This window comes from Amycolatopsis sp. PSD-21, from assembly GCF_055561455.1.
This window is the reverse complement of the sequence record NZ_CM145712.1, coordinates 8,488,424-8,511,664: the sequence shown is the minus strand read 5'-3', so window position 1 is coordinate 8,511,664 and position 23,241 is coordinate 8,488,424. Positions and strand designations below refer to the sequence as shown.

The 23,241-nt window shown below is 68.3% G+C and carries 21 protein-coding genes; 16 read left to right on the top strand and 5 right to left on the bottom strand.

Translation table 11 applies throughout. From position 1 onward, the window contains the following. Positions 1 to 35: 35 nt before the first annotated feature. Positions 36 to 1,937: an ABC transporter ATP-binding protein gene (locus ACZ1DY_RS39995; RefSeq protein WP_257483987.1), complete on the bottom strand. Its 1,902-nt coding sequence runs from the start codon at positions 1,935 to 1,937 to the stop codon at positions 36 to 38. Between the two features lie 663 nt (positions 1,938 to 2,600). Here ACZ1DY_RS39995 and ACZ1DY_RS39990 point away from each other — a divergent pair. From ACZ1DY_RS39990 to ACZ1DY_RS39975, 4 genes are read left to right on the top strand one after another with little or no spacing between them, the layout of a single operon-like run. Further along, positions 2,601 to 3,038, top strand: a complete 438-nt coding sequence (locus tag ACZ1DY_RS39990; protein WP_192743874.1) for a hypothetical protein — start codon at positions 2,601 to 2,603, stop codon at positions 3,036 to 3,038. Between the two features lie 32 nt (positions 3,039 to 3,070). After that, positions 3,071 to 4,663 (top strand): 2,3-epoxybenzoyl-CoA dihydrolase, encoded by a 1,593-nt coding sequence (gene boxC, locus ACZ1DY_RS39985; protein WP_465482726.1) that lies wholly within the window; start codon positions 3,071 to 3,073, stop codon positions 4,661 to 4,663. A gap of 7 nt (positions 4,664 to 4,670) precedes the next feature. After that, a complete protein-coding gene (gene boxB, locus ACZ1DY_RS39980; protein ID WP_257483990.1) occupies positions 4,671 to 6,092 on the top strand; it encodes a benzoyl-CoA 2,3-epoxidase subunit BoxB in 1,422 nt (473 codons plus the stop codon). A 17-nt stretch (positions 6,093 to 6,109) separates the two neighbouring features. Beyond that, positions 6,110 to 7,708 (top strand): benzoate-CoA ligase family protein, encoded by a 1,599-nt coding sequence (locus ACZ1DY_RS39975; RefSeq protein ID WP_465482725.1) that lies wholly within the window; start codon positions 6,110 to 6,112, stop codon positions 7,706 to 7,708. Between the two features lie 12 nt (positions 7,709 to 7,720). Here the strand turns inward: ACZ1DY_RS39975 and ACZ1DY_RS39970 are convergent, their stop codons facing one another. Next, positions 7,721 to 8,182, bottom strand: a complete 462-nt coding sequence (locus ACZ1DY_RS39970) for a MarR family winged helix-turn-helix transcriptional regulator (RefSeq protein ID WP_185926966.1) — start codon at positions 8,180 to 8,182, stop codon at positions 7,721 to 7,723. 99 nt (positions 8,183 to 8,281) lie between these two features. On the opposite strand from ACZ1DY_RS39970, the gene ACZ1DY_RS39965 reads away from it, so the two are divergent. From ACZ1DY_RS39965 to ACZ1DY_RS39950, 4 genes are read left to right on the top strand one after another with little or no spacing between them, the layout of a single operon-like run. Further along, on the top strand, positions 8,282 to 9,241 hold the full coding sequence (locus tag ACZ1DY_RS39965; RefSeq protein ID WP_465482724.1) for a ring-cleaving dioxygenase: 960 nt from the start codon (positions 8,282 to 8,284) through the stop codon (positions 9,239 to 9,241). After that, positions 9,238 to 9,870: an alpha/beta hydrolase gene (locus ACZ1DY_RS39960; protein WP_126730294.1), complete on the top strand. Its 633-nt coding sequence runs from the start codon at positions 9,238 to 9,240 to the stop codon at positions 9,868 to 9,870. The genes ACZ1DY_RS39965 and ACZ1DY_RS39960 overlap by 4 nt, the downstream gene beginning before the upstream one ends. 9 nt (positions 9,871 to 9,879) lie before the next feature. Further along, positions 9,880 to 11,028 (top strand): dipeptidase, encoded by a 1,149-nt coding sequence (locus ACZ1DY_RS39955; RefSeq protein ID WP_465482723.1) that lies wholly within the window; start codon positions 9,880 to 9,882, stop codon positions 11,026 to 11,028. A gap of 38 nt (positions 11,029 to 11,066) precedes the next feature. Then, on the top strand, positions 11,067 to 11,423 hold the full coding sequence (locus ACZ1DY_RS39950) for a LapA family protein (RefSeq protein ID WP_126730297.1): 357 nt from the start codon (positions 11,067 to 11,069) through the stop codon (positions 11,421 to 11,423). On the opposite strand, the gene ACZ1DY_RS39945 is transcribed toward ACZ1DY_RS39950, so the two are convergent. Continuing rightward, positions 11,411 to 12,340, bottom strand: coding sequence for an AraC family transcriptional regulator (locus ACZ1DY_RS39945; RefSeq protein WP_257483994.1), 930 nt, complete (start codon positions 12,338 to 12,340; stop codon positions 11,411 to 11,413). The two genes, ACZ1DY_RS39950 and ACZ1DY_RS39945, sit on opposite strands and share 13 nt — an antisense overlap. A gap of 82 nt (positions 12,341 to 12,422) precedes the next feature. Here ACZ1DY_RS39945 and ACZ1DY_RS39940 point away from each other — a divergent pair, with 82 nt between their 5' ends. Continuing rightward, positions 12,423 to 12,821, top strand: coding sequence for a pyridoxamine 5'-phosphate oxidase family protein (locus ACZ1DY_RS39940; RefSeq protein ID WP_257483995.1), 399 nt, complete (start codon positions 12,423 to 12,425; stop codon positions 12,819 to 12,821). On the opposite strand, the gene ACZ1DY_RS39935 is transcribed toward ACZ1DY_RS39940, so the two are convergent. After that, positions 12,802 to 13,653 carry a maleylpyruvate isomerase family mycothiol-dependent enzyme gene (locus tag ACZ1DY_RS39935; protein ID WP_257483996.1) on the bottom strand — a complete coding sequence of 284 codons (852 nt, stop codon included), beginning with the start codon at positions 13,651 to 13,653 and terminating at the stop codon, positions 12,802 to 12,804. The genes ACZ1DY_RS39940 and ACZ1DY_RS39935 overlap by 20 nt on opposite strands. An 80-nt stretch (positions 13,654 to 13,733) precedes the next feature. On the opposite strand from ACZ1DY_RS39935, the gene ACZ1DY_RS39930 reads away from it, so the two are divergent. Further along, on the top strand, positions 13,734 to 14,516 hold the full coding sequence (locus ACZ1DY_RS39930; protein WP_126730302.1) for an Abi-alpha family protein: 783 nt from the start codon (positions 13,734 to 13,736) through the stop codon (positions 14,514 to 14,516). Between the two features lie 7 nt (positions 14,517 to 14,523). Then, the gene (locus ACZ1DY_RS39925) at positions 14,524 to 15,768 is read left to right on the top strand and encodes a DUF445 domain-containing protein (protein WP_465482722.1); all 1,245 of its coding nucleotides are present in this window, start codon (positions 14,524 to 14,526) and stop codon (positions 15,766 to 15,768) included. Positions 15,769 to 15,800: 32 nt separating this feature from the next. Here the strand turns inward: ACZ1DY_RS39925 and ACZ1DY_RS39920 are convergent, their stop codons facing one another. After that, complete coding sequence (locus ACZ1DY_RS39920; protein ID WP_257483998.1) at positions 15,801 to 16,196, bottom strand: winged helix-turn-helix transcriptional regulator; 396 nt, start codon at positions 16,194 to 16,196, stop codon at positions 15,801 to 15,803. A gap of 308 nt (positions 16,197 to 16,504) precedes the next feature. Between ACZ1DY_RS39920 and ACZ1DY_RS39915 the strand changes: the two genes are divergently transcribed. The 5 genes from ACZ1DY_RS39915 (at position 16,505) to thpD (ending at position 22,829) form a co-directional block, all read left to right on the top strand. Beyond that, entirely contained in the window at positions 16,505 to 19,477 is a 2,973-nt protein-coding gene (locus ACZ1DY_RS39915; protein WP_465482721.1) for a patatin-like protein, read from the top strand. 223 nt (positions 19,478 to 19,700) lie between these two features. After that, the gene (gene ectA, locus ACZ1DY_RS39910) at positions 19,701 to 20,192 is read left to right on the top strand and encodes a diaminobutyrate acetyltransferase (RefSeq protein ID WP_257484000.1); all 492 of its coding nucleotides are present in this window, start codon (positions 19,701 to 19,703) and stop codon (positions 20,190 to 20,192) included. Between the two features lie 38 nt (positions 20,193 to 20,230). Further along, positions 20,231 to 21,481, top strand: a complete 1,251-nt coding sequence (gene ectB / locus ACZ1DY_RS39905; RefSeq protein ID WP_465482720.1) for a diaminobutyrate--2-oxoglutarate transaminase — start codon at positions 20,231 to 20,233, stop codon at positions 21,479 to 21,481. Positions 21,482 to 21,515: 34 nt separating this feature from the next. Next, positions 21,516 to 21,905: an ectoine synthase gene (locus tag ACZ1DY_RS39900; protein ID WP_007033454.1), complete on the top strand. Its 390-nt coding sequence runs from the start codon at positions 21,516 to 21,518 to the stop codon at positions 21,903 to 21,905. 24 nt (positions 21,906 to 21,929) lie between these two features. Further along, a complete protein-coding gene (thpD, locus tag ACZ1DY_RS39895; protein ID WP_126730310.1) occupies positions 21,930 to 22,829 on the top strand; it encodes an ectoine hydroxylase in 900 nt (299 codons plus the stop codon). The last annotated feature ends 412 nt before the right edge of the window (positions 22,830 to 23,241 follow it).

Below are 23,241 nucleotides of genomic sequence, written 5' to 3'. Positions count from 1 at the left end.
TGGATCGGGGTCGTTCCCGTCCACCGGTTACCCGCTCATTCGCCGCGATACGCGCGAGCCTGGATTTCGTAAAGCTCGTGGTAGAGGCCTCCTTCCCCGATGAGCTCGGCGTGCGTGCCCTGCTCGATCAACCGTCCCTTGTCCAGCACGAGGATCCGGTCCGCGGAGCGGATGTTGGCCAGCCGATGGGTCACCAGGATCGTCGTGCGCCTGCCCGCCCCGGAAGTGCTCGCGTGCCTCAGCCCCGCGAAGACCCGGGCCTCGGCCTTCGCGTCGAGCGCGGCCGTCGGCTCGTCGGCGACCAGGACGGCGGCGTCACGGTAGATCCCGCGGGCGATGCCCATCCGCTGCCACTGCCCGCCCGAAAGGTCCTGCCCGTCGTCGAATTTCTTGGACAGCACGGTCTTCTCCCTGGCGGGCAAGGAATCGATCACTTCGTCGGCGCCGGAGGAGGTGATCGCGTCGTGCCACGCGGCGCGCTCCGGGTCTTCCCGGCCGAGCCTGCCGACGGTCACGTTGTGCTCCGCGGTCATCGGCCATTCGGCGGGATCCTGGGCGATGACGGCGATGTTGGCGTGCACCGACTCGTGATCGGCGCCCGCGAGATCGACGTCGTCCCAGTACACCTTTCCCTCCGAGGGCGGATAGAGCCCGGTGAGCAGCTTGCCCAGCGTGGTCTTGCCCGAGCCGTTCTCCCCGACGAGGGCGACCACCTCGCCGCGCCGGATGGTCAGCGAAACCTCGCGCAGCGCGGGGTTCTCCTGGCCGGGATAGGTGAAGCCGACGTTCTCCAGCCGGATCTCCGCCGGATCCGGCGGGGCGGCGACCCCGCCCTTCACCGGGCCGCGTTTCCCGGATTCCACCAGCAGCCGGTGGAAGAAGGCGATGTAGAACGACTCCTCGTACAGGGAGTTCACCGCGTGCATCGTGATGGACAGCGAATTCGACGACGTCCGCATGGCGAGCGCGGCCGTCCCGGCGAGGGCGAGCTCCATCTGGCCGGTGTAGAGCAGGAGACCGAGTACGAGATACGCGATCGCGGTGCCGACCCCGGCCGCCGCGCGCCCGGTGAGGCGGACCATGTTGCTGCGATGCGCGAGCCGGACCTCTTCGCGCATCAGGCTGTCGGTGATCCGCCGGTACTCCGCGAGCAACGGCTCTTGGAGCGTCAGGGCGTGCCGCTCGAGCGCGAACTCGCGCCACGTGGCGACCTCCTCGACGATCCCCTTCCGGATGTTGCGGCCGACGGTGTCGAGATAGTGCCGGTAGTTCAGCTTCGCGACCTTCGCCGCCGCCCAGCCGTCGGCCACCGCCGCGAGCAGCAGTACCGGCGCGAGCCACGGGTTGAGCAGGCCCGCCGCCACCAGCGCGGCGACCAGCGAGATCAGCGCCGACGTGAGATCCGCGAGCCAGCGGAGGCTCATCTCGATCGACCGGACCCCGTACCGAGCACCCTGCCGCGCCAGCTCCCGGAAATCCGCGTCCTCGAAGGCCAGCAGCCGGACGCGGACCATCGCGGCGGTGACCTCGTCGCCCGCCGACGTCACGACCCGCGGCCGCAGCGCGCCCTCGACCGCGGCCACCGCCGTGTCGAGCAGCGCGCGCAAGGCGTACGTGCCGACGACGATCAGCAGCGCGGGCAGCGATTGCAGCACCCTCTCCGGCGTCGGCCCGTTCTCCAGCAGCGCGATGAACACGTTCGCCGTGGCCAGCAGGCCGAACGCCGTGACACAGCCGGAAAGGAGGTGGACGACGCCGGCGAGCAGGGTCAGCCGCGGGGACGTCCGCCAGGCCAGCCGCAGCACGATGGCCACGGCGGACGGGAGCGTGCGGATGGCCTTGACCATCCCCGCCGAGGCCACGGTCTCGTCGACCGTGGCCCATTCGGGCATCTTGAGGTTCTCGACCCCGATCAGGGGCACGGTCGCTTCGGGCACTCCTCCTTCTCTACGCGCACCCACCGACATTTTTGGTGCGGTGTGCTTCGTGATGCGTCACCGCGCCTCGGTCGCGGAGCGCGTTGCGAAAGCCACTTTCGCAACCTTCAGCGTTGCGAAAGTGGCTTTCGCAACCTGTGCTCGGGGCGACGCCGGGCGCGGGTGGTAGCAAAGGTCCCTTGCTCCCTCGGGTGACTGTGTGGGTTTCGGGACGTCTGACGTCCATAAGTCCTCACTGTCGGTCATGGTGGTTACGCGGGGTAAGGGGTGTGTGGAATTAGGGACGCTCAACGTCTCTATTTCCACACACCCTCTTGTCTTGCCTCGCGGTAGGAAAGGCCCCTTGCTCCCTCGGGTGACTGTGTGGGTTTCGGGTCGTCTGACGGCCACAAGTCCTCACTGTCGGTCATGGTCGTTACGCGGGGTAAGGGGTGTGTGGAATTAGGGACGCTCAATGTCTCTATTTCCACACACCCTCCTGTCTCGCTCCGCGGTAGGAAAGGTCCCCTGCTCACTCGGGTGACTGTGTGGGTTTCAGGTCGTCCAACGCACTGAAATCCACACGGTCGGCCGACGCGAGCAGGACTAAAGGTCCCTTCATCTCTCGCCCACGATGGGCTACGCTCTCGCTAGAGCGATCTATCAAGTCGCAAGGGGGCGAACATGGAAACTCTTCAAGACCGGGGACTCACCGCGTTACGGCTGATCCTCGCCTTCACGCTGCTGTCCACCACACTGCACTACGCGCACAACGTGATCCGGGCCGCGGACTATCCGCAGGTCGAAGGGGTCTCGGTGGGCATGGCCGCCACCTTGGTCGTCGTCGCGTACGTCCTCTTCACCGTCTTCGGCGTGCTCGGCTACCGCGACTACCTGCGCGGACGGTACTGGCGGGCGCTCGCCTTCCTGATGGTCTATTCGCTGTCCGGCCTCGCGAGCCTCGGCCACTTCCTGGTCGCCGTGCCGCAGATCCCGGCCTTCTGGTTCGCCACGATCTACACCGACACGGCGGCCGCGCTCCTGCTGTGGGCGTTCGTGGTCTGGGCGGCGACGAAGCTCAACCGGGTGACCTCGGCTGACCAACTTTCTACACAACATTGACGCTGATCAGTACCGTGTAGACAATCGGAAGGGTGACGCGGACCACACCGGTGACGTTCGAACGTCATCCCAGCGGCTACCGGCACTGGAACCTGTCCACCGACGGCGACATCGCGTGGCTCGAACTCGACGTCGACGCGGACGGCGGGCTCGTACCGGGTTACGAGCTCAAGCTCAACTCGTACGACCTCGGCGTCGACATCGAGTTGTACGACGCGACGCAGCGGCTGCGGTTCGAACATCCCGAGGTCCGTGTGGTCGTCGTGACCAGCGCGAAGGACAACGTCTTCTGTGCCGGCGCGAACATCCGCATGCTGGCCTCGTCGTCGCACGAGTGGAAGGTGAACTTCTGCAAGTTCACCAATGAGACCCGCAACGCCATGGAGGACGCCACCGCGCATTCCGGGCAGATCTACGTCGCGGCGGTCAACGGCACCTGCGCCGGCGGCGGCTACGAGATCGCGCTCGCCTGCGAAAAGATCCTGCTGGTCGACGACAACTCCTCGACCGTCGCGCTGCCGGAGGTGCCGCTCCTCGGGGTCCTCCCCGGCACCGGTGGGCTCACCAGGGTGGTGGACAAACGCGGCGTGCGGCGGGACCTCGCCGACGTCTTCGCCACCCGCCCCGACGGGGTGAAGGGGCGGACCGCGGTCGACTGGCGGCTCGTCGACGAACTCGTGCCGCGGCAGGGTTTCCGCGAAGCGGTGCTGGCCAGGGCGAAGGAGTTCGCGCGGACGAGTGAGCGGCTCGACGGCGAAGGCGTCGAACTGAAGCCACTGACGCATCGCTATGTCGACATCGCCCGCGGCAAGTCCGAGGCGACGATCACCGTCAAGGGGCCGGAGGACGACGACGGCTGGCTGCTGGACGTCACCCGTGAACTGGACGACGCGATCCTCCGCCTGCGCACCAACGAACCCGAGCTCGGCACGTGGGTGCTCCGCACCGAAGGCGATCCGGCGAAGGTCGTCGAACACGAACGCGCCGTGTTCGACGCGAAAGACTGTCTGAGCAACGAAATCGTCCACTATTTCAAGCGGACGCTGAAGCGGCTGGACGTCACCAGCCGCAGCCTGATCGCGCTCATCGAGCCTGGCAGCTGCTATGCCGGGCTCCTGCTGGAACTCGCGCTCGCCGCGGACCGGCAGTACATCTTGGACGGTCCGCCGATCGACGACGAAGACAGTGAAGAACGTGCGTCGATCACGTTGTCCGAGGCCAACTTCGGCCGCTTCCCGATGGGCAACGGCTTGACGCGCCTCGAATCCCGCTTCTTCGGCGACCCGGACCAGGTCACGGGGCTCGCGGAGGTCCGCGGCAAACCGCTGAGCCCCGCCGAGGCGAACGGACTCGGCCTGGTCACCGACGCTCCGGACGACCTCGACTGGGAGGACGAGATCCGGATCGCGCTGGAAGGACGGGCTTCGCTCAGCCCGGACGCCTTGACCGGAATGGAGGCGAACCACCGGTTCGTCGGTCCCGAGACACTGGAAAGCAAGATCTTCGGCAGGCTCGCCGCCTGGCAGAACTGGATCTTCACTCGTCCGAACGCATCGGGCCCCGAGGGGGCGCTGCGTCGCTACGGTACCGGTCAGAAGGCCGTCTTCGACAGGAAGCGGGTTTGAACAGCTCATGCCCACCAAGATCGATTACGACGCCAAGATCCCCAACAACGTCGACCTCTCCGGCGATCGGCGCCTCCAGCGGGCGCTGGAGGGCTGGCAGCCGAAATTCCTGGACTGGTGGGGCGAAATGGGCCCCGCGCTGCGGACGCAAGGGGTCTACCTGCGCACCGCGGTCAGCGTCGGCCGGGACGGCTGGGCGCATTTCGACCACGTCGACGTGCCCGACTACCGGTGGGGGATCTTCCTCGCCGAGCCGGATCCGGACCGGGTGATCGGCTTCGGCGAGCACAAGGGCGAGCCCGCCTGGCAGCAGGTGCCCGGCGAATACCGCGCCGACCTGCAACGGCTCATCGTGATCCAGGGCGACACCGAACCCGCGTCCGTCGAGCAGCAGAAACTGCTCGGCCTCACCGCGCCGAGCCTCTACGACCTGCGGAACCTCTTCCAGGTCAACGTCGAAGAAGGCCGCCATCTGTGGGCGATGGTGTATCTGCTGCACGCCTACTTCGGCCGCGAAGGCCGGGACGAAGCGGAAGGACTGCTGCTCCGGAACTCCGGAAGCCCGGACGCGCCCCGGATCCTCGGCGCCTTCAACGAGGAGACCGCGGATTGGCTCGCGTTCTACATGTTCACCTATTTCACCGATCGCGATGGCAAATACCAGCTCGGCACCCTCAAGGAAAGCGGCTTCGACCCGCTTTCCCGCACTTGTGAATTCATGCTCAAGGAAGAGGCGCACCACATGTTCGTCGGCACCACGGGGGTCGACCGGGTGGTCACCCGCAGTGCCGAACTGATCCGCGAGCACGACACCTTCGACATCGCCGGGCACGGCGGGATCCCGCTGGACGTCATCCAGCGTTACCTCAACTTCCACTACACCGTCTCGCTCGACCTGTTCGGCGGCGAGACGTCGACCAACGCGGCGAACTACTACACCGCCGGGCTGAAGGGCCGCTGGCAGGAGGCCCGCCGCAAGGACGACCACAAGCTCACCGACGCCGCCGGATCGCTGTCCCGGCCCAGGGCCGACGGCACCTGGGAGACCGAGGAACTCGCGGCCATCCTGCTGCTGAACCTCGACCTGCGCGAGGAGTACCGCGCCGACTGCCAGACCGGCGTCAACCGCTGGAACAAGATCCTGGAGGAGGCGGGCGTCGACTTCCGATTCGTCCTCCCGCACCCTGGATTCAATCGCGAAGTCGGCATAAACTCCGGCCACCATGTGACGCCCGACGGCACCGTTGTCGACGAGCGGACCTGGCTGGCCGGCAAACGCAAGTGGCTGCCCACTCCCGAAGACCTGTCCTTCGTCCGATCGCTGATGCACCCGGTGTACGAGCGAGGAAAGATCGCGAGCTGGGTGGCGCCGCCACGCCAGGGCATCAATGGGAAACCGTTCGACTACGAATACGTTTACCTGAGCTGAGCGATAGAGGTGCGCCCGTGACCGCTGCTGCTACCGGGTTCAACGCGGCGAGCTACCTGCTCGACCGGCATCTGGCGGAAGGGCACGGGGCGAAGGACGCCGTCGTTTCCCCGCGGCGGAGCCTCACGTACGCGGAGCTGACGGCCGAAAGCCGCCGGGTCGCGGCGGGGCTGAAGGCGATCGGCGTCCGCCCGGAGGAACGGGTCCTGTTCTGCATGGTCGACGACGTCGAGCTGCTCACCGGGATCCTCGGCGCGATGCTGGCCGGAGCGGTCGCGGTGCCGGTGTCCACCATGGTCACCGGGCTGGACCTCGGCAAGCTGCTCGCCGATTCGCGGGCGAGGGTGCTGTGTGTTTCGGGCGAGTTCGCCGCGCAGGCGACGGTCGCGCTGGGGCTGGCGCCGGAGGTCACCGACGTCGTGCTGGACAGGGCCAAGGTGGCGGAACTGCCGCCCGGGGTCCGCGCGCACGAGTGGAGCGATCTGTCCACAGTGGACGAAGCCGGTTTCCGGCCGGCGCAGACCTGGGAGGATTCGCCCGCGCTCTGGCTGTACACGTCGGGAACGACGGGCAAGCCGAAGGGCGCGATGCACCGGCACGCGAGCATCCGCGCGGTCTGTGAAACGTATGCGCGCGGCGTGCTGGACATCGGGCCGAACGACCGGTTCCTGTCCGTCCCGAAGCTGTTCTTCGCTTACGGCTTGGGGAATTCGGCGTTCTTCCCGCTCGCGGCGGGCGGGACGACCCTGCTCGAACCGGCGCGGCCGACCCCGGGGCTGATCGCCGCCAGGGTCCGCGCGGAGCGGCCGACGTTGTTCTTCGCCGTCCCGACGTTCTACGCCGCGCTGCTCGCCAGCGACATCCCCGACGACACGTTCTCCTCGGTGCGCCAAGCGGTTTCGGCGGGCGAGCCGCTGCCGGCCGTGCTGTACGAACGGTTCCGCGACCGCTTCGGCGTCGAGATCCTGGACGGGATCGGCTCGACCGAGGCGTTGCACATCTTCCTGACCAACCGGCCGCGGCAGGTCCGTCCCGGCAGCACCGGGGTGCCGGTGCCCGGCTACGAGATCGCGCTGCGCGACGAACAGGGCGGGCCGGTGCCGGACGGGCAGCCCGGTGAACTGTTCGTCGCCGGGCCGTCGATCGCGACGGGGTACTGGGCGCGGTACGAGACGACGAAGCACGTCTTCCAGGGTGAATGGCTGCGGACCGGCGACAGCTTCGTGCGCAACGCCGACGGGAGCTACACCTGTCTCGGCCGCTTCAACGACATGCTGAAACCGGGCGGGATCTGGGTGTCGCCCGCCGAGGTCGAGGACAGGCTGCTGCAACATCCGGCGGTCGCCGAGGTCGCGGTGGTGGCCGCCTTCGACGCCGACGGTATCGAGAAACCGGTCGCGTGCGTGGTCGGCGTGCCCGGCGGCAGGCTGGACGCGGACGAGCTGATCGAGTTCTGCCGGGCCGGGCTGGCGTCGTTCAAACGGCCGCGAAGCATCGTCGAGCTGGGCGAACTGCCGAAGACGGCGACCGGGAAGATCCGCCGCAACGTCATCCGGGAACTGGTGCGGGACATGTACGAGGTCCAGACCCCCGCCCCGCCGCATTTGGTCCTTTGAACGCGGTAGGTGTCAAGCGCCGTTGACGGTGCGCAGCGTCCGCATGGCCTCGGCCAGGTCGTGCGCGCCGTCCCCGAGCGGGGTCAGGACGATGCGCCGCAGGATCTCGGCACACGCTTCCCTCGCCTTCTCGGCGACGTCGAGACCGTGGTCGGTGAGCGCCGCGAACGTGACCCGGCGGTCGTCCGGGCTGGGCACGCGGCAGATCAGGTCCGCGGCGACCAGCCGGTCCGCGACCTTGGTGAACCCGCCGCTCGACAGCGCAGCCTCGACGGCCAGCCGCGTCATCGGCATCCGGTGCTCCGGCGACCGCACGAGCCGCAGCAGGATGTCGAACGACGCCGGCGCGAGGCCGAACCGTTCGGCGATCTCGCCCATCAGCTTGTTCTGGGTGGCCAGGTAGCCCTCGATCACCAGGCCCCACCACGTGACCACTTCGTCGTCGTCCGGTTCCTCCGGTTTCGCCACTGTCACGCGAGCGAGGGTACACCAAGAACTCTTCCTGGAATATATCTTGCGCGCGAGAGGTTATCGGGCTAGCTTGAGTTCACCGGCTCCCAGAGGAGGGGCACCATGTCGATCAAGACTTCGGGCCTGCACCACGTCACCGCCATCGGTGGCGACCCCCAGCGCAACGCGGACTTCTACACCCGGGCACTCGGCCTGCGGCTGGTGAAGACCACCGTGAACTTCGACGACCCCGGCACGTACCACCTCTACTACGGCGACGAGTCCGGCAAGCCCGGCTCGCTCATGACGTTCTTCCCGTGGCGGGACGCGCCGAAGGGCCGTCACGGCACCGGCCAGGCGACCACCACGTCGTTCTCCGTGCCGGAGTCCTCCCTCGGCTGGTGGAAGCAGCACCTCGCCGAGAACCGCGTCGAGACCAGCCAGGTCCGCAACGCCGACGGCGAGGAGACGCTCACCTTCCTCGACCCGGACGGCCTCGAACTCGCGCTCGTCGCGCATCCGCAGGGCGACCCGCGTGACCCGTGGGACACGAAACTGGTCCCCGCCGAGCACGCGATCCGCGGGCTGCACTCCGTCACGCTCTCGGTGTCCAAAGAGGACGCGACCGCCGGGATGCTGACCGACGGCCTCGGCCTGACCTTCGTCCACCAGGACGGCAACCGCCTGCGGTTCTCCGCCGGTGAGGGCGGCCCCGGTGCGCTCGTCGACGTCCTCGTCACACCGGACGCCCCGCGCGGGCTGGTGGCGGCGGGCACCGTGCACCACGTCGCCTGGCGCGCGCCGGACGAGGACACCCAGGCCGCCTGGCGCGACGAGCTGATCGACGACGGCGTGAACGTGACGTCCATTTTGGACCGTCAGTACTTCCGCTCGATCTACTTCCGCGAGCCGGGCGGCACGCTGCTCGAGGTCGCCACCGACGAACCCGGTTTCGCGATCGACGAGCCGCTGCTGGAGCTCGGCCGCGCGCTGAAGCTGCCGCCGTGGCTGGAGCCCAAACGCGAGGACATCGAGGCCATGCTGCCGAAGCTGGACCTGCCGAGCGAGAACAACCCGCGATGAGCACCTTGGAGCACAAGTACGTCGAAGGGGCGGACGACGAGCCGGTGCTGCTGCTCCTGCACGGCACCGGCGGCGGCCCGGACGATCTCGTGCCGCTCGCCAGGCAGCTGAGCCCCGCGTCGGCGCTGCTCGCGCCCGCCGGGCCGGTGTCGGAACACGGTGCGGCGCGATGGTTCCGCAGGCTGGCGGAAGGCGTTTTCGACCACGAGGACGTCGTCTTCCGCGCGAACCAGCTGGCCGATTTCGTGCTCGCCTCGCGGGCGGAGTACGGCCTCGGTGACCGGCGGCTGGTCGCCATCGGGTTCTCCAACGGCGCCAACATCGCCGCCGCGGTGTCCCTGCTGCGCCCGGACGCCGTCAAGGAGGCGGCGCTGTTCGCGGCGATGTCTCCTGTGCCCGGCCCGCCGCCGAATGACCTGTCCGGGACCAGGGTCTTCCTGTCGAACGGCGAGCACGATCCGATGGCGCCGCTGGCTTCGGCGGACACGCTCGTCCGTGACCTGCGCGAGCGCGGCGCGGACGTCGTCGCCCACCGGCATCCCGGCGGGCACCAGGTCACCGGCAACGGTTTGGTAGCGGCCGCGGGGTGGCTCAACCCATGGCGGGGAGAGCAAAGCACGCGAACGTAGCATCGGCCGATGACTAACGGGGACCTCGTCCGCGCCCAGGCCCTGCTCGACAGGGTCCTCCTCGCGGACGGGCACAACGATCTGCCATGGGAGCTGCGGGTCACGACCGGGCCGGATCCGGTCGAGGCCGTGGCCGGCACGGATCTCACGATCCGTCAGCCGCACCTGCACACCGACTTCCCGAAGCTCGCCGAAGGCAGGCTCGGGATGCAGTTCTGGTCCGTCTACGTGCCCTGCCAGTTCGAGGGCCACAGCGCGGTGACGGCGGTGCTCGAACAGATCGAGATCGTGCACCAGATGGCCGAACGCTACCCCGATCGCCTGACCCTCGTGGACACGGCCGACGAGGCGGAAAGCGCTTTCCGCAACGGCAGGATCGCGTCGCTGCTCGGCGCCGAGGGCGGCCACAGCATCGCCGAATCCCTTGGCGTGCTGAGGATCCTGCGTCGCCTCGGCGTCCGCTACATGACGCTGACGCACAACTACAACACCACCTGGGCCGACTCCGGCACCGACGAACCCGAGCACGGCGGGCTGACCGAATTCGGCCGCGACGTCGTCCGCGAGATGAACAAGATCGGCATGCTCGTCGACCTCTCGCACGTCGCGCCGAGCACGATGCGGGCCGCGCTGGAGGTCAGCTCCGCGCCGGTGATCTTCAGCCACTCCTCCTGCACCGCGGTCAACGACCATCCCCGCAACATCCCCGACGACGTCCTGGAGACGTTGGCGGCCAAGGACGGCGTCGCGATGGTGACGTTCGTGCCGGGCTTCATCTCGCCGAAGGTCGCCGAGTGGGACGACCGGCTGCGCCAGGACATGGAAGCCGCCGGCAAGGACTACCGCAACATCGACCAGCGCACGAAGTTCACCGCCGAACGAGGCGGCCCCGAGAAGCCGAAGGCGGGCATCGACGACGTCGTCGCGCACATCGAGCACGCGCGCGAAGTGGCCGGAGTCGACCACATCGGACTCGGCGGCGACTACGACGGAGTCGCGACGCTGCCCGAAGGCCTCGAAGACGTCTCCAAGTACCCGGTGCTCTTCGCGGCCCTTCTGGAACGCGGCTGGAGCGAAGAGGACTGCGCGAAGCTGGCAGGGAAGAACACCTTGCGCGTGCTGCGCGCGGCGGACGAGGTCACCCGTTCGGACGCTTGAGAGCGCGATCAAGCCCGCTTCGGCGGACACTGTCCAGCATGACGCAGCCGGAGGAGGGCGCCGCCCAGGTTCCCGTCACGCCGTCCGACACCGCGGGCGGCGCACGCCACAGCGGTAAATTCGAGGCCGGCCCGAAGCTCAAACGGACGCGGGTGAGCGGCACCTGGATCGCCGTCATCGTGGCGTTGATCGTGCTGGTGTTCCTGCTCGTGTTCATCCTGCAGAACCAGGACACGGCCACCGTGCACTTCCTGGGCATGTCCGGAAGCATGCCGCTGGCGGTCGCGATGCTGTTCTCCGTGATCGCCGGTGGCGCGCTGGTCGCGCTCGTCGGCGGGGCCCGGATCCTGCAGTTGCGCAAGCAGGCCAAGAAGTCGCGGCATCAGCTGCGCTGAGGGACCCCGCGCCGGAACTCGCTCGGGTTGACGCCCCGCACGCGTTTGAACGCAGCGCTGAACCCGAACGCGTCGGAATAGCCGACGGTGCGGGCGATGTCGGAGATGGTCGCGGGCTCCGGACCGGCGAGTAGATCCGCCGCGAGGGTCATCCGCCAGCGGGTGAGGTAGGTCAGCGGCGGTTCGCCGACCAGGTCGGCGAACCGTTTGGCCAGCGTCGACCGCGACACCCCGGTCCGCCCGGCCAGCGTGCCGACGGTCCACGGTGCCGCCGGTTCCGCGTGCAGCAAACGCAGGGCGTCGCCGACCACGGGATCCCGCTGCGCCGCCCACCAAGCCGGGGGCTCGCCGCCCGGCCGCTCGAACCACTCGCGCAGGGAGCAGACCAGCAGCCAGTCCAGCAGCCGGTCGAGAACCACCTGCTGCCCCGGCGCGTCGACGGCGACCTCCGCGGCGAGGTGCTCCAGCACGGGGTCGCCAGCGCCCCCGGAGTCCACGCGCAGCACGACGGGCAGCGCGTCCAGCAGCGGGCGGCCGATCTCGCCGCGCACCGGGTACGCGCCGACGATCAGAGTCGTCTCGCCGCCCGGGTCGTCGACCCAGCCCAGCCGGTGCCGGGTCCCGCCCTGCTCGGGCGTCGCGCAGTCCTCGCCGCACGCGATCGGCTCGGCCGGGGTGCCGACCGCGTCGACGAAGGCGAACGTCGCGGGGCCGCGCACGATGACCGACTCGCCCGCGCGAAGCGGCTCGGGCGGGCCGTCCTCCGGGACGATCCAGCCCGCGCCGGTGAGCACCGCGCACAGGGTCAGCGGCGCGCCGTCCACGAAGTGCAGATTCCATGGCGGGGACAGGGTCGAACTGCCGAACAACGAACCGTGGGAGCGCACCCCGCGGATCAGGTCACTGAACACGTCCACCCGGCCGAGGTTAGACGAATACACAGGCGATCCGGTCTTTCACCTATGGGATCGTCCGAATCCACCGTGTTGAATCGAGCTCATGCTGACTTCTGACGACCTCGAATTCCTCCGCAGGCCGCTGCACGGGTTCCTGGCCGTGGCCGACGGCCCGGTCCGGCCGGTGTGGTTCGAGGCCGCCGACGACGGCACGATCCAGCTCTTCACGCCTCGCGAGTCACCCAAAGTGCGGCGGCTGAAGGACGACCCCCGCGCGTCGATCATCGTGGCCGCGCCGGTGGGCGAACGCGAGCGCTGGGTCTCCGTCTCCGGCGGCGCCACGGTCGAGCCCGACGGGGCGCACGAACTGGCCGCACGACTCGGCGCGCGTTACTGGGACCTCGACGACCCCGCCCACGCGGGCGAGCTCGCCGGGATCCAGAGCCTCGATCTCGTGCGGCTCGTCATCCGGCCGGAGAAGGTCAGCCGTTACTCGATGTGATGATCGACGTCATCCCGAGCAGGGCGGCGCAAACGTTTTCGTCACCCTCGGCGGTGACCCGGCCGCGGTCCGCCGGATTCCGGGTGCACAGCCGCCAGAAGGTGTCCGCGTCCGTCGTCACCGAGGCCAGCGGCGCGCGTGACGTCGGCGCGGCCCGGTCGAGTTCCCAGCCGTCGGCGCTCCGCCGCGCCGTCCACTTCCCGCCACCCTGACCGGTGACGGTGTAGGCGACCTGCCTGCCGACCCGGGCGTCGATGTCACGCAGGGTGTGCGGCATCGCCCGCATGAAGGTGTCGACCACCGGGCCGCGGAACTCCGCCTCGTCCAGCATCCGCGCGCCCACGGCCTCGCGGATCTGCTGCTGGTGCACCCAGAACTCGGTGTACTCGCGGGCGACGTCGAGCCAGACCGGCGCGGGTTCGTCCCCGGCCCAGCTCACCGGTTCGCCGAGGGCGTCGAGGTCGGCGCGACCGAACATCTGGGCGATCTGCGAGGTGCTGTCCACCAGCATCGCGAACAGCACCTCGGGGGACAGCCGGCGGCACGCGACGACCCATTCGTCGTTGATCCGGTCGATGAAGTCGCCGAAGCGTTCGCCCTCGCGCGGTGCCGTCGTCCGGTAGTCGTCACGGTCGCGGGACAGCCTGCCGAGTTTGTCGCCGAGGATGTGGGCGGCCAGATCGTGCACCGTCCAGCCCGTGCACACCGTCGGCGCGGCCCACTGATCCGCGTCGAGTCCCGTCAGCACGTCGAGCAGGGCTTGCTCCTCCCGTGCGAACAGCGGGAGGACGTCGATCGGCGGACCCCAGCGCGTGAAGCTCATGGTCACCATCCAAACACCCAGGTCCATCACATTTTCGGCCATTCGGCCTACTCGCAGGTAGCATCAGCGCGAACGCGAGGGGAGTGCCCGTGAGCAACGATCGACCCGCCGGTGAAGACCTGGCCGCTTTCGCCAAACGAGCGGGACAGCTGGCGGGCTGGGCCGCGCGCACGGGCTTCGAGTTCACCCGCAAACTCCCCGGCGTCGAGATCGCCGAACAGATCGTCAAACAGGGCGAGCGGCAGCTGCTTTCGGAGCTGCGCCGCCGCCTCGACGAGGTCGACGACCCGTACCACGCCGCGCTCACCGCCGCGTCCGCGATGAACCGCCCCGACACCAACGGTTCGCGGCCGGTCGAGGCGACCGTCACCCTTGTGCACACCCGCGCTCAGCTCGAACCGCTCCGCGCCGCGATGGCGGAGCTCCTGAACCACTCCATCGGCTTCGGCCGCGAGCGGGCCCGCGAGTACCTCTACGCGATCATCCTGCGGCAGCTCACGCCGGACGAGGCCCGTATCCTCTCCGCGCTCTCCGACGGCTCGCCGTTCCCGGCCGTCGACGTCGCCGAGCGGACCAGCCTCGGTGCGGCCGGGCGGTTCGTGCTCCGCAACGCCTCCACCGTCGGCAAGGCCGCCGGGGTGTCGCTGCCGGACCAGGTGCCCGGCTACCTCACCAGGCTGATCGGGCTCGGCCTGGTCGAGCTGGACGAAGAGGTGCCCGCGCTGGAGACGCAGTACGAGATCCTGTTGACCGACGAGACCGTCCGCGAGGCGGAGAAGTCGGTCAAACGGGCGAAGTTCGTGAAGCGCACGGTCCATATTTCCCGCCTCGGCGCCCAGTTCTGGCAGGCCTGCGACCCGAGCGCCGGCTGACTTCGGCATGGGTGCGTTCCTCGACGGGATCCTCGCCGATTTCGGCGAGCACTGGCCGATCTACGTCTCCATCCCGATCGTCGCCGCCCTGATCGGCTACACCACCAAACTCGTCGCGATCCGGATGATGTTCCAGCCGGTCGAGTTCGTCGGTGTCAAACCCTTCCTCGGCTGGCAGGGCATCGTGCCCAAACGTGCCGCCCGGATGGCGAGCATCGCCTGCGACACGATGACCGAGCAGCTGATCAAACCGGCGGAGGTCGTCGCCCGGCTCGATCCGCAGAGAATCGCCAAGGAGATCGAAAAACCGCTCCAGGCGGCCGTCGAGGACATCGTGCGCGCCGTCGCCGCCCACTACCAGCCGGGGCTTTGGGAATCCCTGCCGGTGGGCATGCAGCGGCTGGTGATCCAGCGTGTCCAGGCCGAGACGCCGCGGATGGTCGCGGCCGTCCTGGAGCTGATCAAGTCCGATGTGGACAGTGTGTTCGACCTCAAGGGCATGGTGGTCACCGCACTGGTCAAGGACAAACGGCTGCTGAACCGGATCTTCCAGGAGGCGGGCGACAAGGAGTTCAAGTTCATCGCCCGCTCCGGCATCTTCTTCGGCGGGCTCATCGGGATCATCCAGATGGTGGCGTGGGTGCTGTTCAAGTTCCCGCTGATCATGCCGCTGTTCGGGCTCTTCACCGGCTGGTTCACCGACTGGCTCGCGCTGCGGATGATCTTCTACCCGATCGAGGAACGCCGGTACTTCGGCGTGCGCTGGCAGGGCCTGTTCCTGAAACGGCGCGGTGAGGTCGCGGAGGCGTACGGCGCGCTGATCGCGCAGGAGATCATCACCCCGCACAACGTGATCGAAGCGGTGCTGCGCGGCCCGCTGTCTGACCGCGTGCTCGGGCTGATCCAGCGCCAGCTCGACGAACAGCTCGGGCGCCGCGTCGGCGTCGGGAAACCGCTCGTGGTGTTCGCGGTCGGCAGCAAGCGATATCAGGACATGAAGCTGAACATCGCCGAGAAGATCATGGACAAACTGCCGGAGACCATGCGGTACATCGAGGACTACGCGACCGACGCGATGGACATCCGGAACGTGCTGGTGACGAAGATGAAGGAGCTGTCGCCGCGCGAGTTCGAGGGTCTGCTGCGGCCGGCTTTCCAGCAGGACGAATGGATCCTGATCGCGACCGGTGCCGTCCTGGGTTTCGCCGTCGGCGAGGCGCAGGTCTTGTTGCTGGAGCACTTCGCCGCCTGACACCCCGCATTCAGAGGACGGAATGCGTGCGGTTACGAGGCCTTCGTGGCGTCGTAGGCCCGGCGCGCTTCGCCCACGATCGCCCGGTGCTTCGACGCCCAGGCGGAAAGCGCGTGCAGCGGCTCGTCGAGTTCGGCGGCGTGAGGCGTGATCGCGTACTCGACGCGCGGCGGGACCTCCGCGTAGACGGTCCGCGTCACGAGGCCGTTGCGTTCCAGGTTCCGCAACGTCAGCGCGAGCATCCGGCGGCTGATCCCCTCGATGCCGTGCTCGAGTTCGCTGAACCGCCGCGGCCCGTCGGTCAGCCGGACCAGGATCTGCATCGTCCACTTGTCACCGACGAGCCCGAGGACCTCGCGCAGCGAACAGGGCTCCCCGTCACCGTCGGCTGCGTCGCCTGGGCAGGCCGCCGACGTTGCGAAAGCCACTTTCCCAACCTTGAACGTTGCGAAAGTGGCTTTCGCAACACTCCACTCGCGAACCGAACCGGGAGTTTCGCCTGACTGCGGGGACGGCACGTGTGATCAGACGAACGACACGCGTGATTGAACGGACGGCACGTGTGCCGTCCCGCTGGACACGCGTGTCGTCCGTCTGATCACGTGTGTCGTCCGTCCAAGCACGCGAAACCGCGCGGCCGCGGGGACCTTGCCCTTCCGGGCGCACCATCGGCGGTACCCGGGGTCCGCCGTCCGGTCTAGAGTGCCCCCTGCACAAAGCCTTGGGGAGGGCGCACATGGCCGACGCGGGGAGCCCGTGGCCGCAGGAGATCCGGCTGGCGATGACCATGGTGGGCGGGGCGAGCCTCGCGGTCTGGATGGGCGGGGTCGCCACCGAGACCTCGCATCTGTTGCAGGCGTCGAGAACGCCGGAATCGAAAAGCCCGTACCGGGCCCTGCTCGATCTGCTCAACGCCACCGCCTCGCTCGACGTGCTCACCGGCACGAGCGCCGGCGGGATCAACGCGGCGTGCCTCGGGCTGGCCGAGGCGTTCCGGTCGAGTCCGCAGGTGCTGCGCGACACGTGGATCAGCACGGGCTCGCTCGACAACCTGATCCGCGACCCCGGCGAGAAGGAGCCGCGTTCGCTGCTCGACGGCGACAAGGTGCTGCTCGGCGATCTCAAGGACGCGCTGCACCGGATCACCGACAACGCGACGGTGAAACCCGACTGTCCCGACATCACCGTGCTGCTCACCGGCACGATGATCGACGGCGAGACGACCAGGTTCGACGACGCGCTCGGAAACCTGGTGCGGGACACCGAACATCGCCTCCTGTTCCGCTTCGACGCTCCTTTGTGGACGGACGACGTGGTCGGCCCGCTCGCGCTCGCGGCGCGGTCCACCGCGTCGTTCCCCGGCGCGTTCGAACTGTCCCGGATGCCGATCGGCGAGAAGACCGGCCCGCTGCATCCGGACATGACCAAATACACCGACGTCACCCGTTCGCATTGGCTCACCGACGGCGGGGTGCTGCTGAACAAGCCGCTGCGACCGGCGTTGCGGGAGATCTTCGAGCGGCAGTCGCATTCGGACGTCCGGCGGCTGCTGCTGTACGTGGTGCCGACGGCGGAACGCGAAGCCGAGCGGGTCGCGGTCGATCCGGAGCGGCCCCCGCTGCTGGGCAGCGCCCTGAGCAAGGTCGTCGGCACCGTGCTGAGCCAGACGATCAGCGCCGAGCTGGAGGACCTGACCAGGCACAACGACGCCGTCGTCCGGACCAGGGGCACCCGCGTTTCCCTTGCCGCGATGGGGGTTCGCGGCGGCCCGGACTCGCTGGTCGACCAGCGGCTGATGAACGACTACCGCGACCGGCGGGTGCAGGAGGACGCCACCGCGCTGGTCCGCGAGGCGACCCGCAGGCTCTCACTGTCCGATGTGGAGGATCAGGGCCGTCAGTGGGCGTCCGGCACGGCGGCGCAACTGCGTGCGGCCGCGGCGGCCGGGCTGCGGGACGGCCTGCCCACCGAGCCGCCGAAGGACAGCTGCGAACTCGCGGACCTGGTCGCCTTCCGCACCACCGCGCTCGACGATTCGGTGGCCACCGGGCTGCAACTGGTGAACGCGGGCTTCCGGCTCGATCCGGCGCCGGAGCAGGCGGTGCAGCTCAACCGCTGCCGCGTGCTGCTGCACGAAGCGCGGCACAAGGCCGCGCGAGGCAAGCGGCTCGCGGGCTGGGTCACCGAACAGGAGCCGCCCGCCTCCGACGTCACGCTGGCGGCCTGGATCGAAGGCCTCGCCAAGGAATGGGCCGCGCTCGGCCGTTCGGACACGCTGAAGGAGGCGTGGCCGCTCGTCGTCGCCGCCCTCCGGCAGGCCACACCGATCCTTTTGCCGCTGGCGCAGGCGAAACCCGACACCGAAGCCGCCGACACGGTCAGCACGCTGCTGGCCTGGACCGGGCTCACTTCGGACGACGAAAGCGCCGGCGATCCCATTGTCACCTCGCGGCTCGTGCGCCTGCACATCGCGACCCGGGGACTGCTCGCGCAGCCGCCCTCGGTCGACCAGCGGGTCGATCTCGTCCAGGTCAGCGCGGATTCGCGGACGCTGCTGGACATGAAGCGGCGCCGTTCGTGGGACAAGCTCACCGGGATGCAGGCCGACTACTTCGGCGCGTTCTACAAGGCGTCCTGGCGCGCGAACGACTGGATGTGGGGCCGCGTCGACGGCGCGGGCTGGCTCGTGCAGTGCCTGCTGGACCCGAACCGGCTGCGCCTGCTGCGCGACGTCGTCGGACGGGAGGCGTTCCGGACGCAGGTGCGAGACACCTTCAAGGAGATCGGCTGGCGACAGCCCGGCACGGAAGACGGGCTGTCGCAAGAGGAAGCGGACGCCCTGCGCGCGCAATTGGCCGGGGAACTGGCTTTCCTCGGCCTCGACGGCGAACTCGCCGACGTGGAAACCGAAGCCGCGCTGCCGATCAGCATGCCGGTGACGGCGATGGTGCTCGCCAGGGTGCGGCAGCTGGAGATCGCGCGCGAGGAGCTGCCGTGTGTCGGCCTCCACTGCGGACACGACGCGAAAACGGCCAAGGGGAACGGAAAACCGTCGGAACGGTTCAGGAGACTCGTCGAGAACGAGCCCGAAACCGACGAGCAGACCCAGCGCGCGTTCCAGGCGTGCCAGGTCTCCGGCGAGCGGTTCGAACACGAACGCGGGACGATGCTCCTGACGAAGACGCTGGTCAAGGCCGGTGCCGCCGGGCTCAACGCGGCCGCCGGGGCGACCAGGGTGCCGAAATCGGTCCAGCCCGCGGCCACCTTCGCCAAGGCCGCCGGGCGCAGCGCGTGGTGGATCACGCGCGGGGCGGCCACCCTGCCGTCGCCGTGGAACGTGCTCGCCGCGCTGATCACCGTGCTGGCCGGGTTCGTCCTCGGTGGACAGGGCGGCCCGGTCCTGCAGTGGGTCGGCGTGCCGGTCGCCGCGGGCGCCGTCGTGTTCCTGGCGGTGAGCCTGATGACGTTGCGCAAGACGTGGCGGATGGTGCTCACGGTGCTCGGTGTGCTGGTGGTGGCGGCCCTGCTGTTCGCCGCGTTCCTGCCACCGGTACGCGACCCGCTGTTCGGCTGGCTCGGCGGCGTCGTCGCGGGCTGGCGACGCGGCGAGGCGCCGGTCTGGTGGCTGGTCGTCTGCCTGTTGCTCGTCCTGCCCGCCATCTGGACGCCGCTCGGTTCGCTCGTGGGTCGCAAGCGGCGTCGTGAATAGCGGAATCGGATGCCGAATGGTGCCCTGAGCCTGCGACGAAGCGGTAACGGTTGGTATCGTCACATGCAGTGAGACCGCAGCGGAGCGGCCTTACCCACAAGTGCTGCGCTTCAAACGTTACCGTTACCTTTGTCACGTGTGTTTCAGGGTTGTTGCAGGTAGCCGCGTTGCCGCCGCCGCGCTGATCTGACCGCGCCCGAATCCTCCGGTACGTTTCTTGGACATGTCCGGAAAGCACTTGATCGAAAATCCGACCAAGGCAGACGGTGCCGCGCTCTGGAGAATCGCCCGCGATTCGAAGAAGCTCGATCTCAACACGCCTTACGCCTATTTGCTGTGGTGCCACGATTTCGCCGACACGTCGGTGGTCGCGAAAGTCGACGGCACGCCGGTCGGCTTCGTGATCGGGTACCGCAAGCAGGACGTCGGCTTCGTCTGGCAGGTCGCGGTCGACGCGTCCCAGCGAGGAAAAGGCCTGGCCGGAGCTCTGCTCGATGAGCTGTTCGGCCGGCTGACCGCCCAGGGCGTCCGGTACCTCGAAACGACGATCACCCCGGACAACGAGGCTTCGATCCGGTTGTTCGCCTCGTTCGCCAAGCGGTGGAACGCCACCGTGGAACGCCAGGATCTGTTCTCCGCGACGGATTTCCCGGCCGAGGAAGGAACGCATGAGCGGGAGGACCTGTACCGAATCGGTCCGCTCAGCAGTCAATAGAACGTAAATCCGGGGATCTCAGGGAGAAAGAAAACGTCATGAGCATTTTCGAGGAACTCGAATCCGAGGTGCGCAGCTACAGCCGCGGCTGGCCCGTCGTGTTCGACAGGGCGCAGGGGAGCTACCTCTACGACGAGGACGGCAAGCCCTATCTCGACTTCTTCGCCGGCGCCGGCGCGCTCAACTACGGGCACAACAACCCGGCGCTCAAGCGGGCACTGATCGACTACATCGCGCGAGACGGCGTGACGCACGCGCTCGACATGTTCACCGTCGCCAAGCGGGACTTCCTCCAGACCCTGCAGGAGAAGATCCTCCGGCCGCGGGATCTGGACTACAAGGTCGTCTTCCCCGGCCCCGGTGGCGCCAACGCGGTCGAGGCCGCGCTGAAGCTCGCCCGCAAGGTGACCGGCAAGGAATCGGTCATCAACTTCACCAACGCCTTCCACGGGATGACGCTGGGCGCCCTCTCGGTGACCGGCAACTCGATGAAGCGCGGTGGCGCGGGTGTCCCGCTGGTGCACGCCACCCCGATGCCGTACGACAACTACTTCGACGGCTCCATCCCGGACTTCCTCTACTTCGAGAAGCTGCTCGAAGACTCCGGCAGCGGCCTGAACGAGCCCGCCGCCGTGATCGTCGAGGGCGTGCAGGGCGAGGGCGGGATCAACGCCGCGCGCGTCGAGTGGCTCAAGGCGCTGGACGACCTGTGCAAGAAGCACGGCATCCTGCTGATCCTCGACGACGTCCAGATGGGCTGCGGCCGCACCGGCCCGTTCTTCAGCTTCGAGGACGCGGGTATCAAACCCGACATCGTCTGCCTCTCGAAGTCCATCGGCGGCTACGGCATCCCGATGGCGCTGACGCTGATCCGCCCGGACCTCGACGTCTGGGAGCCGGGTGAGCACAACGGCACCTTCCGCGGCATCAGCCCGGCGTTCGTCACCGCGACCGAGGCGCTGCGCGTCTACTGGAGCGACGACGAGCTGGAGAAGTCCACCAAGGCCAAGGGCGAGCGCATCGCCGCCGCCTTCCAGGGCATCGTCGAGGCGTACCCGGAGGCGAACCTGTTCGCGAAGGGCCGCGGCCTGGCCCGGGGCATCGAGTTCGCCAACGGCGACCTCGCGGGCAAGGTCTGCGCCGCCGCGTTCGAGCGCGGGCTGCTGATGGAGACCTCCGGGCCCGACGGCGAGGTCATGAAGGTCCTCCCGCCGCTCACCCTGACGGACGACGAGCTCACGAAGGGTCTCGCGATCATCGACGAAGCCGTCGCCACAGTCCTGAACTGACCGCCCTCAACCAGGAACGAGAAGGAGTTTTCCGTTGCTTGTCAGAACACTCGACGAGGTCACCGACACCGACGCCGACATCAAGACCCCGAACTGGCGCAGCAAGCGCATCGTGCTGGCCAAGGAGGGCGTCGGCTTCTCGGTGCACGAGACCACGCTGTACGCCGGGACGGTCAACGACTTCTGGTACGCGAACCACATCGAAGCGGTGTTCATCACCTCTGGTGAGGGCGAGCTCGAAAACACCGCGACCGGCGAGGTCTTCCAGCTGAAGCCGGGCACGTTGTACCTGCTCAACGACCACGACAAGCACCAGGTCCGGCCCAAGACCGAGATCAAGTGCGTCTGCGTGTTCAACCCGCCCATCACCGGCCGTGAGGTCCACGACGAAAACGGCGTGTACCCGCTCGTCACCGAACCCTAGAAATCGCTCGAGGAGGCGACTGCATTGACGCTGACCGACACCCGAGTCGACGACAGTTACCCGACCCGCATCACGGGTAAGCCCGAACACCTGCCCAGGACGCACCCCACCGTCTGGGGCACCGAGGCCGACGGTCCCTTGGACGCGGCCACGCTCGCCAACCACGAAACGCGTGGTTACACCGTCGTCGACCAGTTGCTGTCGCCGGGCGAGGTCCAGACCTACTGGCAGGAACTCGTCAGGATGTCGTCGGGGGACCACAGCGGCGACGAACGCGTGATCACCGAGGCCAAGACCGGTGAGGTCCGCTCGATCTTCGACGTCCACGAGACCAGCGAGCTGATCGCGGAACTCGTCCGCGACCCGCGTGTGCTCGACCGGGCCCGACAGATCCTCGGCTCCGAGGTCTACATCCACCAGAGCCGCGTGAACTACATGCCCGGCTTCAAGGGCACCGGGTTCTACTGGCACTCGGACTTCGAGACCTGGCACGCCGAGGACGGCATGCCGGTGCCGCGCGCGGTCAGCTGCTCCATCGCGCTCACCGACAACTACCCGTTCAACGGCGGGCTGATGGTGATGCCGGGTTCGCAGCGGACCTTCGTCCAGTGTGCCGGGGAAACCCCGGAGGACAACTACAAGAGTTCGCTGAAAGAGCAGCGGGTCGGCGTCCCGAGCGAGGCGGACATCACCGCGCTCGCCGCCGAGTACGGGATCGACCAGTTCACCGGCCAGGCCGGCTCCGCGCTCTGGTTCGATTCGAACGTGATGCACGGTTCCTCGAACAACATCACGCCGTACCCGAGGTCGAACATCTTCCTCGTGTTCAACAGCGTCGAAAACGCGCTGCGGGAGCCGTACGCCGCGATCGAACCGCGTCCGGCGTTCATCGCCGGCCGCGACTCGACCCCGCTGTCGCGCTGACGGAACCGCAGGTAGCGAAGGCCATGATGGGGCGCTTGTAGCCGTCGGTGTGCGCCCTGTTACGTTGTCGCCACGTGAGCGGGCCAGTGGGCTCGCTCACGTAGGTGTTGTCGACGACCGAACGGGTTCTTCGCTCGGGGTGAGCCCACCCGGACGGACGTGGACGCCGATGTCCGATGTGGGTCGCGCCCCCAGGCGGCCCAAGTCGGACATCCCCCGGCTCCGTGCCATCAGATCGGGACTGATGGCACGGAGCCTTTTCTTTTTCGTGAGTGAATGCTGTGTGTTCCTGAAGCGCGTGAAGGCCCCCTTCCCTCGGCTCAGCCGAGGGAAGGGGGCCTTCACGCGCTACCCGCCGTTGGAGTCCACAGTGGACGAAAGGTGCCCGCTTAGGTGCCTTTGTCCGGATCGG